9 protein-coding genes and 1 pseudogene are annotated in these 11,150 nt (G+C 38.3%); 4 read left to right on the top strand and 6 right to left on the bottom strand.

The genetic code is table 11. The annotated features are described in order from the left end of the window. The 4 genes from QNJ66_RS23595 to QNJ66_RS23610 all read right to left on the bottom strand — a co-directional run. Positions 1 to 1,776: type I polyketide synthase (locus tag QNJ66_RS23595; RefSeq protein ID WP_300511096.1), on the bottom strand; the 1,776-nt coding region annotated here is incomplete at its 3' end. 82 nt (positions 1,777 to 1,858) lie between these two features. Further along, positions 1,859 to 2,119 (bottom strand): acyl carrier protein, encoded by a 261-nt coding sequence (locus QNJ66_RS23600; protein ID WP_300511097.1) that lies wholly within the window; start codon positions 2,117 to 2,119, stop codon positions 1,859 to 1,861. A 34-nt stretch (positions 2,120 to 2,153) separates the two neighbouring features. Next, positions 2,154 to 3,782 (bottom strand): acyl-CoA dehydrogenase family protein, encoded by a 1,629-nt coding sequence (locus tag QNJ66_RS23605; RefSeq protein WP_300511098.1) that lies wholly within the window; start codon positions 3,780 to 3,782, stop codon positions 2,154 to 2,156. Between the two features lie 26 nt (positions 3,783 to 3,808). Next, on the bottom strand, positions 3,809 to 5,593 hold the full coding sequence (locus QNJ66_RS23610) for a fatty acyl-AMP ligase (RefSeq protein WP_300511099.1): 1,785 nt from the start codon (positions 5,591 to 5,593) through the stop codon (positions 3,809 to 3,811). A gap of 168 nt (positions 5,594 to 5,761) precedes the next feature. Between QNJ66_RS23610 and QNJ66_RS23615 the strand changes: the two are divergent. Then, positions 5,762 to 5,922 (top strand): annotated as a pseudogene (locus QNJ66_RS23615) (IS1380 family transposase); the annotation flags it as partial. Positions 5,923 to 5,974: 52 nt separating this feature from the next. On the opposite strand, the gene QNJ66_RS23620 reads toward QNJ66_RS23615, so the two are convergent. Together QNJ66_RS23620 and QNJ66_RS23625 are read right to left on the bottom strand one after the other, a co-directional pair. Continuing rightward, on the bottom strand, positions 5,975 to 6,574 hold the full coding sequence (locus QNJ66_RS23620) for a hypothetical protein (RefSeq protein WP_300511100.1): 600 nt from the start codon (positions 6,572 to 6,574) through the stop codon (positions 5,975 to 5,977). Positions 6,575 to 6,641: 67 nt separating this feature from the next. Beyond that, positions 6,642 to 6,848 carry a type II toxin-antitoxin system prevent-host-death family antitoxin gene (locus QNJ66_RS23625; protein WP_300511101.1) on the bottom strand — a complete coding sequence of 69 codons (207 nt, stop codon included), beginning with the start codon at positions 6,846 to 6,848 and terminating at the stop codon, positions 6,642 to 6,644. A gap of 555 nt (positions 6,849 to 7,403) precedes the next feature. Here QNJ66_RS23625 and QNJ66_RS23630 point away from each other — a divergent pair. From QNJ66_RS23630 to QNJ66_RS23640, 3 genes are read left to right on the top strand one after another with little or no spacing between them, the layout of a single operon-like run. Next, the gene (locus QNJ66_RS23630; RefSeq protein WP_300511102.1) at positions 7,404 to 8,261 is read left to right on the top strand and encodes a hypothetical protein; all 858 of its coding nucleotides are present in this window, start codon (positions 7,404 to 7,406) and stop codon (positions 8,259 to 8,261) included. A gap of 54 nt (positions 8,262 to 8,315) precedes the next feature. Beyond that, a complete protein-coding gene (locus QNJ66_RS23635) occupies positions 8,316 to 8,993 on the top strand; it encodes a response regulator transcription factor (protein WP_300511103.1) in 678 nt (225 codons plus the stop codon). 41 nt (positions 8,994 to 9,034) lie between these two features. Then, positions 9,035 to 10,303 (top strand): ATP-binding protein, encoded by a 1,269-nt coding sequence (locus QNJ66_RS23640; protein ID WP_300511104.1) that lies wholly within the window; start codon positions 9,035 to 9,037, stop codon positions 10,301 to 10,303. Positions 10,304 to 11,150 lie beyond the last annotated feature (847 nt).

Raw genomic sequence — 11,150 nt, forward strand, 5'->3', positions numbered from 1 at the left:
ATTAATCAGGGAAACTTCAGCATCTTCCCCATAGATAACTTCTAAGAGTGGTTTCGATAGATGGGGACGTAATATTGCATTACATTGGTCAACTACAGAACGAAAAATGGGTTGCGTTTCGTATAGTTGTCTCCCCATTCCCACATATTGAGAACCTTGTCCTGTGAACAAAAAAGCGATTTTGGGGATTTGACGTTGGCTAAATTTACCTTGAATATAACTAGGATTTTCTTTCCCTTCTGTAAAATCTTGAAGATGACTTTGTAATTGTTTTCTAGAATCAGCTATGACTGCTAATTTCTGGTTAAATTGCGATCGCCCTGTATTGGTACTAAAGCAAATATCAGCTACTGAAACATCCGGATTAGATGTCAAATACTCTTGATAACGACTTGCCATCTCTAATAAGGCGGTTTCAGTTTTAGCGGAGAGGGTTAAAAGATGATAAGGTCGGTCTAAAGACGAATCTTGATTCTTTTCCGGTTCTAGATTTGGGGGGGCTTCTTCAACAATTACATGACTATTTGTTCCTCCAAACCCGAAAGAACTTACACCTGCTAGACGTTTCTCTTTTAATGGTTCCCAGGGTTGGCATTGGGTAGGAATAGCAAAAGGAGTCCCTTCTACAGAAATATAAGGATTCAGTTCTTGTAAATGAAGATGTGGGGGGATTTTTTGATGTTGTAGGGATAATACTACTTTGATTAAACCGGCAACCCCTGCAGCAGATTCTAAATGGCCAATATTCGTTTTAACTGAACCTATCCAGCAAGGTTGATCGTTCTGGCGATCTTCTCTTAAAACTCGCTTTAATGAGCTAAATTCTTGAGGATCTCCTAAAGGTGTTCCAGTTCCGTGAGCTTCTACATAGCTAATTTGATTGGCTTTAACTTCGGCATTTTTTAAGGCTTGACGAATTACTGCCTGTTGAGAAGGTCCGTTGGGGGCGGTTATTCCATTTGTTAAACCGTCTTGATTCACGGCCGAGCCTCGAATAACACCCTGGATATTGTTTCCATCCCGTAGCGCATCTGAAAGGCGTTTAAGGACGACCATCCCACACCCTTCACCCCGTACATAACCATCTGCTTTGGCATCAAAGGTTTTACAACGACCATCGGATGCCATCATCCGCGCTTGGGAAAAGGTAATACTGAATTCTGGAGATAATATGAGATTAACACCACCAGCTAAACACAATTCTGATTCTTGGAGGCGCAAACTTTGACAAGCATAGTGGACTGCTACAAGAGATGAAGAGCAAGCCGTATCTATGGCGAAACTAGGGCCTTTTAAGTTTAAAAAGTAAGATAAACGGTTGGCTGCAATACAAAGAGCGTTTCCTGTACCGCTATAAGCACTAATTTCGGAGATATTTGGCAACGTTAATCGAGCATAGTCATTGTTACTGATTCCGACAAACACTCCCGTTTGACTTGAAGCTAGTGTTTGAGGAATAATACCCCCATTTTCTAGTGCTTCCCAAGAAACTTCTAATAATAATCTTTGTTGGGGATCAATATATTCGGCTTCACGGGGGGAAATGCCAAAAAACTCAGTATCGAAGCCATCTACTTGTTCGAGAAACCCTCCCCACTTTGTATTCATTTTGCCTGGTGTTACTGGCCTTTCGCTGTACAGCAATTTTGTGTCCCAACGATTTGAGGGAACCTCTTTAATTCCATCAATACCATTAGACAATAAGTGCCAGTATTCTTCTGGATTCTCGGCAAATGGGAAGCGACAGCCTATACCAATGATTGCGATAGGTTCCACAGTTGTTTCACTCTCCGTAGGATTCAGTCTTACTTCACTATGTTTCCCTAAATTTACTGATAAATAACATTTTTTACTTTACTTAATCTTTAACGATATAATCAGCCACTGCCTCAATGGTTGGGTAATCGAATAAAAGTGTCGGCTCTAAATCGCATTTAAGCAAGTCTTGAAGTTCCCCACTCAGAACAACTGCTGATTCGGAATCTAGGCCATAACTTTCAAAAGGTAAAGTGATATCAATTTTATTAGGATCGATTTCAAGCTTCTGAGCTAACTGAGATATTAACCAAGCCTGAATCTGTGATTTATTGGGTGGTTTTTCTGAATTTTGACTGGTCATTGGTTATCCAGTAACTTTGTAAATTTCACGGGCATTAATACTTTAACAGATATTCATCAAGTTCAGTATTTTCTCCTGGTAAAGTTTGCTCAACATCACCAATAGTTTCTATGTATTTTTCGATCAAACTTTCAACTTGAGTTTCAGACAATAGAGTTGATTTTAGGGGAGATTCTTGAAGAATAGTAGATAGTTTTGCTCGGAAATGTTCTTCCGTCCATTTCTCTATTCGTTTTTGTTCATCTGTTGACTCGTTTCGATTTGACTTTTGTAAACAAGCCAACATAAAGGCCCAGGAAACTAAATCACCTAATTTTTGCTGATAGATTTGACGTAAAGCTTGCTTATCCTCCTTAGATAAATTTTGTGTATTAATTTGAGCTTTGCAAAAGTCAACCGCTTTGTTCAACTCAATATTAATGTTGGAGACTCCCAACAACTCATTAAGAGATGAGCATAGTTTAGGCGCATAATATAAAGCTAGAAGTCCCAATCGTGCTTGTAGGGTTTCCGTGGGACCTTCAAAGATTCGCATGACTCGCGCATCTCTGAGAATTTGAGGGGCAATATTGGACTCTATATATCCGCGTCCCCCTAAAAGCTGAACCAATTGATCAGCTGCTTGCCACATTAATTCGGGGGCAATAATTTTGGCCGTCAAAAAAGCTTCTTCAGGAACTGGTATATCTTGGTCTAACCATTGAGACATGGTTTTGACTAAACATTCAACTGCACCTATTGCTGCTGTTAAATCACTCAAACGCTCGAGGGTAATGGGTTTATGAATTAACTTATCGACTCCCAGAGAGCGACGACTAGCATAGCGCAACATCAACTGAGCGCAACGTTTCATTCCCCCAACACACATGGCTGCGATCGCTAATCTCCCCAATCGCATCGCATCTTGAGCGACTTCAAACCCATTACCAATTTCTCCCAAGATATTCTCAGAACTGACAGTAACTTGGTCAAAATGGATAGCATTCTGAACCATTCCTCGCATCCCTATTGTTAGAAATTCATGGCCTTGTTTGAGTCCTTTAGCATTTTCTGGAATTGCAAAGGCGGTAACTCCTAAAGATTTTCCCTGTTCATCAACAACCTGAGCAAAAACATTAATCACACTTGACCAAGATGCTGTACCAATCCAGATTTTAGTTCCGCTCATAAGCCAGCCGTCTTTGCCATCAGGTATAGCTTCAGTCTTAATTCCTCTTGGATTTGAACCTGCGTCAGGCTCTGTTAAGCCAAAAGCAGCTAAATCCCTTCCTTGAGCTAAACAATTCAAATACTTTTCTTTTTGCTCTTTTGTTCCATACTTCAAAATAGGGTAAATGCCTAAAACGTTATGTACTGCAACAAACGAGGATAAATTTAGATCAATCCCTGCACATTGCTCAATTATTTTCAACATATCATGGTATGTTAACCCTAAACCCCCTTGAGATTCGGGAACAATCATCCCTAACAAGCCTTGTTTGCCGAAATCTAGAACGATATTAGGTGTTATACATCTTCGTTCGTCCATCAGACGAGAATTAATTCGTCTTTGAGCATAGTCACGAAGCCATTCAATAAGCTCTTTTGTTCGCTTGCCGCTAATTTCAGAAAGCTCTGATTGGGCAGGCTCTAAATGATTTACGTTAGAAGGGGAGGAAACCATAACATACTATACATTTAAATATACATTTAAATAGAGGAAGCTTGAGTTAAGCATTCCTTTGAGGATTTAACCAGGGACAAATCATCAGGAGTATAACGTAAAAACTGTTCTTTACACCGAGAACGTTGAATTTTACCACTGGATGTTTTCAGAATGGTAGCAGGTCTGATTAAGACAATATCATGAACCTGTAACCCATGAGCCTGACTCACTGCTTTACGAATAGCCTCCTCAACCTCCTTAATGTTTATCTTCCTTAGGTAAGTGCGCTCTACTTCTTGCACAATAACAAGTCGTTGTTTTGCTTCAGTTTCCACTGTAAAAGCTGCACCATAACCAGGTCTTAAGGCCCGATGACATTGTTCAACAGTCATTTCAATATCTTGGGGATAATGGTTGCGTCCTCTAATAATCAAGACATCTTTTAGTCTTCCTGTCACAAATAATTCTCCGTCCTTGAGAAACCCTAAATCTCCAGTGCGTAGGAATGGACCTTCTCCATTGGCTAATGTAGCTTGAAAGGTTTTAGCCGTTTCTGCTTCTCGTTGCCAATAACCTTGAGCAACAGTTTTACCAGCTACCCAAATTTCTCCTATTTCATCTTTGCTACATGGGGTTAAGGTATTGGGGTCAACAATGACAATTTCAGTATCAATTTCTGTCCTACCACATCCCACTAAAACTTGTTGATTTTCCTCTTCTGAGTGAGCTTCAACCACTCTATTTTCTCGTAAGGCATCAGTTTGGACTTTACAGAAGTTAATCTCTTCTCTAGTACGAACTGCTGTTACTTTTAAGGTAGCTTCAGCCAAACCATATCCAGGACAAAAAGCAGTGGGCTCAAAACCACAAGAAGCAAAGGCTTGGGAGAAAAGGTCGAGAACATCGGCTCTGACGGGTTCAGCCCCATTTAAAGCCATTTGCCAACTACTGAGGTCAAGGGTTTCTTTTTGTTCAGGTGTAATTCTGCGAGCGCAGAGTTCGTAAGCAAAATTGGGTGCAGCACTATGGGTTCCTTTGTAACGGGTAATGGCTTGAAGCCAACGAATAGGACTCTGTAAAAAGGTTGCAGGAGACATCATGTAACAAGGGATGCCTTTATAGAGTGGTTGCAAGACCCCATAAATCAAACCCATATCATGAAAGGTGGGTAACCAAGTTACAATTACGCTATCAGAATTATGTTGCCATCCTCGATCTAAATCGGCAGAATTAACTAATAAATTTTCGTGAGTAACGATTACCCCTTTGGGATTTCCCGTTGAACCTGATGTATATTGCAGAAACGCTAAATCTTTTTCAGTGATTCTTATTTCTGGTAAATTGTAACTTTCTCTAAATGGTTTAGAGAGATTATCAGTTCCTAAGAATTTGAAGTTGTGTAATTCAGGATAATCCCTCAAACCTTTTTGTAAGTTGCCGAGAATGGTGCTAGTTGTTAATATTTCTTTTGCATCACAGTCTTTAATAATAGCCCGTAATCTATGGAAAGATTGATTGCGTTTGGGTGGATAAACAGGAACGCCAATTACTCCTGCATATAAACAGGCAAAGAAGGCTATAACAAAATCCAATCCAGGAGTGTACATTAATAAAGCTCGTTCTCCCTGTAATCCAAGACTATAAAGAATAGACCCTAGTTCCCTAGCTCTTCTATCTAATTTTTCATAAGTTAAAGAAGATTCTTTTGTCTTGCCACTACTGAGAAAGGTATAGGCTGTTTTGGATGGTTGATATATAGCTCTTTGTTTAAGAAGACTAGCAAAATTTTCTTCAGCAGCTAAGCAGGCTGAATATTTTAACTGAGACATAACTCCTCACACTTCACACTAATAGGATTCAATCAGTAAAGTTATTTTTGTATCAGGACAAAAGTTAGCCTTGAGTAGCTTTTTCCTGATTCAACCCCATTAATAACCTACAATTGTCAAGATTTGGTCAAAGCTTCTGAGAAAATGATAGGCCAGTGGTTTGTCCGATTAAAAAAAACTTCATTGGCTAAAGCGACAGTAGTGAGAATTCGTCTTAATCTTCTCAAGTTGGGAGCCAGAATAACTATTAGTTGTAGAATGATTATTATTGCCATAGCTAGTGCTTATCATTATTAAGAGCAATCGCTAACAAAAGAATTCAAATTTAAATTGGGCTTTCAAATTAATTTGTAATAAATTCGGGGAATATGGGCAGGAATCCTATATTACCTTGGTAATGGCGCAAGAATTGATGATTATTAATTCTTGTTTCATAGATTTTTCTGTTTTTTGTTGGGATGGGTTAGGTGAATTTTCTGGTTGATGGTTCTGGTTAGAATTTGAAGTATTACTGATCAATAGTGTTAACAGAAATCCAATTATGATCGGAGTAACTGCAAATACAATACTAAACCGTCCTGCTTGATCTAAACTATCAGTAACTAACCGACCTAATCTTCTTAATTTACTAACTTGACTTAGCTGTGACGTAGCAAGCCCAGAAACTTCACCATTCTTGGGCAATTGTTTAGAGATAAAGTCTTCTAAATAATCCCTGGTGGTAATTTTAATAATATTTACCTGATAAATTTTTTCTCTGGTTAACAATGCTCGTTTTTCTTCTCTAGTAAAAATAATTAATTCCCAAGTTGGATATACCGGTAAACAGATATAACCAGTATTCGACAAATTTCTCTCACCAACTACGAAGGTTGAGCTTTCTAATTGACCTATACAATCATCAATGGCGGCTCGAGAGTCGATAGGCAAGTTTTTTCGAGTAGATTCTGCTTGTTTGCTGAGTTTCACTGTAATACGCATTGGTGTGTCTCTAGGTACTAAAACGTAAGAGACTCATAACCATGATCAATTCACCTACAAAGTATTATCATTCTTCCTTCAGGGACTCTAATCCGGCTTTTTCTATCAGATACTTAAAGTATTGTAACTGTCGAAAGTCAGCCATTGAAATCAGAGCAACATATTCCTTGCCATCTTTGGTGACAATTTGAGATGTTCCTTGATAAGCTGACTCAAGACAGCTATCAAAAGACTGCTGAAGTTCAGAAGTGGATACTTCTAGTGAATTACTCATAGTTGAGTCTTTTATTAATTTCAATACCGAAGGACAGCATCAAGAATTTCCTTGACGAAACGCTATCTTTTCTGATAGGCTATCTACGGTTGTTGTTGTTTATTTTTTTCAACGATTTATGAGACTATGGGTCGATAGCGAAGACCGTCAGGGTCTAGAAATGGTATGCTCGTTGACACACCCATCTCCGTTTTCTATATAACTTTACTCAACATCACATCCTAAACAAAATTGGAAGATTTGTCAAACCGAACTTTTCAAAAATTAATTTGTGAGAAATTCAGGTATGGCTGATGAAATGGAAAAAACCCAGAAAAAGTAGTGCTTTGGTTCTCGAATGTCGTCCGCAAACTGTAGATCGTGAAAAGTAAGGTTATTGATGGGGTTGAATCAGGAGAAAGCTCCTCAAGGCTAACTTTTGTCCTGATATAAAAATAACTTTGCTTGCTATGATAGACAGCAATATTGTATGAGGAGTTTACTATGAAAGTATTACTCGATGTCAGTAAGACCCTGTTCTTAATCAATTGTGCCATTGCAATTCCCTGTTTTCTTATGATTAGAGTTGTACATAGGCTGTACTCAGGCAACATAGGGATAACAGATAATATTCCTTCCAAATTCCATCGAGCTATTGAATATGACACCCTTAACTACAAAGATCGTTTACAACAACTCGAAGTTCAGAAACACGAATTACAAGCACAGTTAGAGGCTTCTCAAAGGACTAATAACTATACCCAAGTGGTGACTAACTCTCCATCGGTGAATAATACTTCGACTAAAGTAACCCCTGTTTCTTCACCTCGAACAACAGTAGTCCGATCACAGCCCTCCATCAAAATACCTACTTTACCTAAGTTGGCAAATGTTTCTTCTCAACGATCAGTGAGAATAAACCCAGTCTCTACCTCTCAAAAAATTTCGGTTCCTGTTGCTCAAAAGAAAAAACCACCATCACCAGTCTCGGAAGTTAGTGTTGTCCCCCAAACCCCAGCCACTGATCTTATCCTGACTAACCATCAGTCCCCTGCTCAAGAATTAGCTAAAACTGCTCCTAAAGGTTTTATCAGTCCCAAAGATTTGGGTCCAATACGGTTCACCCAGACACAAACGGCAATGATTGCGCCCCAAGCTAAAACCTCCATGAAAAAGCACATTACCTTAGCTAACGATTTATCCGTAGGATTAATTGTTGCCGATAATCGCAATGAATTGAAGTACGGCACTAGGAACTACAAAAAAGTTCAAACCGCTATCCTTTCCTTGCGTAAGGGTAGTAGTGAGACTTTAGAAGAGGCAGCTCAACGGTCTGGTATTGATCTCAAGACCTTAAAGTGGCTGGCTCACTATGGGCAAAATCGTCCTGGTAGTTTTAATCCTAGCCAAATTAGCATGGTTCAACCCGATTAACCCTTTGCTGTTCATTCTAGATTGTTTTTTAGTTAATTACCTCCATCAGCCGCCATGAAAATCCTAGTTGTCGAAGATGATGAGAACATTGTCATACCAATTGAAGAGGACCTTGAAGAACAAAACTATATCGTAGAAGTAGCCACTGATGGCGAAGAGGCCAAGGAACTTGTTGATGTTTTTGATTACGATGTCATCGTCTTAGATGTCATGTTGCCCAAACTAGATGGAATTTCTTTATGTCAACAACTGCGATCCAATGGTTGTCAAACACCGATTTTAATGTTGACGGCTAGAGATACCCTTCAAGATAGAGTAAAAGGACTTGATGCAGGCGCCGATGACTATTTAATCAAGCCCTTTGATCTAAAAGAACTCGCAGCCAGAATCCGTGCTTTACTCCGTCGAGAAAAAATACCTTTACCACCTATTTTAACTTGGGGAGAATTGTCTGTTGATACCAATATTTGTCATGTTACTTATCAACAAAAAGTGTTAAACCTAAGTCCCAAAGAATATCGTTTATTAGAGTTTTTTCTACGCAATCCTCGTCGTATGTTTAGCCGCTCGCAACTGTTGGATCGTCTCTGGTCAATGGAGCAAATTCCTGAAGAGGGTACGGTTAAAGCCCATATCAGTAGTTTGCGCCAAAAGCTTAAAAATGCTGGACTAGAATCGAATGTCATTGAGACAGTTTATGGCTTAGGATATCGTCTCAGAGAGTCACCCTAGATTATGATAAATAAATTTGGAATTGTGAGCAGGAATGACTGATGTTTCAAAATCTACGCTTCCGTCTTCTATTATTTTATTTGCTGGTAATGGAGGGGATATTACTTCTTTTTGGAAGTAGTATCTATTTTTCTTTTTCTCGTCATCAATCTGAAGCAGTTGATAGCAAGTTAATGGCCTTGGCTGAAGTTGTTACGCCAACCTTTAGTCAAATTTCTTATCAAAATTATTCATCTTTGAACCAGTTAGATGATGGAGAGCTTTTTGAACCCGAAACTCAATCTATAGAATGGTTTGATAATAACAAAAATCTCTTGTGGCATCAAGGTTCCTTAGAAATTTCTTCTCAACCTGAACCTGGTTTATTTAACATTCCTGTTCAAAAGGGTAATATTAAAGTTCGGAGTGTTACCTTGTCGGTTACGGTTAATACTTCTGAGAACTTAGAACCTTATTCAGAAGGCTATGTCCGTATTAGTCAATCTTTAGAAGATTTAGAAACTTCGACAAATCAATTACTCCTGATTTTATCATTGAGTGCTATCGGTTCTTTTAGCTTAGCTGCTGTGGGTGGTTATTTTTTAACAGATACCGCCGTTAAACCCATTGAAGAAGCATATATAAAGCAGCAACAGTTCACGGCTAACGCATCCCATGAACTTCGAGGTCCATTAACAGCCATTAAAGCTTCTATTGATATTATGTGTCGTCATCCAGAACGTTTTGAAGCGAAGGATAACAGAAAAGTCGGAGCCATCGCCAAAGCAACAGACCAGATGACTAGATTAGTTGAGGATTTATTGTTTTTAGCTCGTACGGAAAAAGAAAACACAAAATCTAATGCTGAACATCAATCCATTGTACTTAATGATTTATTACAAGAATTAGTTGACTTACTAGAACCCTTAGCAGTAGAAAAAAATATTGAATTAGATTATCAAGCTTTTCCTGAAGTTTCTGTCATGGGTGATGAGCAGTGTTTAACTCGTTTATTCTCTAATTTGCTATACAATGCCCTTAATTATACCCCTGAAAAAGGAGTGGTTTTAGTTTTTCTTGAACAAGACAATCGTTATGTTAAAGTCTTTGTCCATGATACAGGCGTTGGTATTGCGCCAGAAGATGTCCCCCGCATTTTTGAGCGGTTTTGGCGTGCCGATCAAGCTCGTCATAGTGGCGGTGGAACTGGTTTGGGGTTATCTATTGCTCAGGCGATCGCCCATTCCCATCAGGGAATAATTACTGTTGAAAGTAAATTAGGGCATGGTAGTTGTTTTCACGTTTCTTTGCCTATCCTGCATTATTCATGAGAGAATTGATAACAAGGCTAAAAGCCTTATGCAATCAGAAATATGGAGATTTGAACCCAATAACAGTCTGTGATTTTTATACAAGTTGATAGCTTGGTTAGTTGCTTAATAATTCTTGACATAGTGTCCTTTATTTATCTCCGACTACTTAATATCTCTATTAGTCACTCAATTTATCTGGGCTTCTTATACTAGGGAAAATTACACTTTAAAAAGAATTCTTTGACAGTTTTCTTGCATCCTTAATAGTTCGTAATATAGTGTTGTTTATTTATGTCCGACTACTTAAATAACATGAGCTAATCGCTCATGTTATTTATATGAAGGCAATATGCCCCCATATAAATAAATATGAGCGTTCAACGAATTCTAACAATTAAGTTCCTTTTTTAAATAATACTTAATATTACCTATTTGTATATTTAAAGAACCTTTTTGACATATTTTCGTTGAATTATCAAGGTTAAGAGCGTTTAAACTTAAAACTATTAAACATATGAAAATCAAACTAAGTATAATTACATAATTTAATCGACTTGAATAATTTAATATTCCGTATGTCTAAGGAAGTTCTGGCAGTTCTTAAGAGGATACCAGAAGCCTACGCTCTGTCCTGAGACGAGCGTAGGTCGTTCATCTGAACTTATACTGATACACAACCATAGATGACAATGTTTGACTATATTCGCATTAAATGTTTACCATACACCTTTGAGGATTGATCCAGGGACAAATCATCAGGAGTATAACGTAAAAACTGTTCTTTACACCGAGAACGTTGAATTTTACCACTGGATGTTTTCAGAATGGTAGCAGGTCTGATTAAGACAATATCATGAACCTGTAA

It is taken from the genome of Crocosphaera sp., assembly GCF_030064895.1.
Taxonomy (GTDB): Bacteria; Cyanobacteriota; Cyanobacteriia; order Cyanobacteriales; family Microcystaceae; genus Crocosphaera.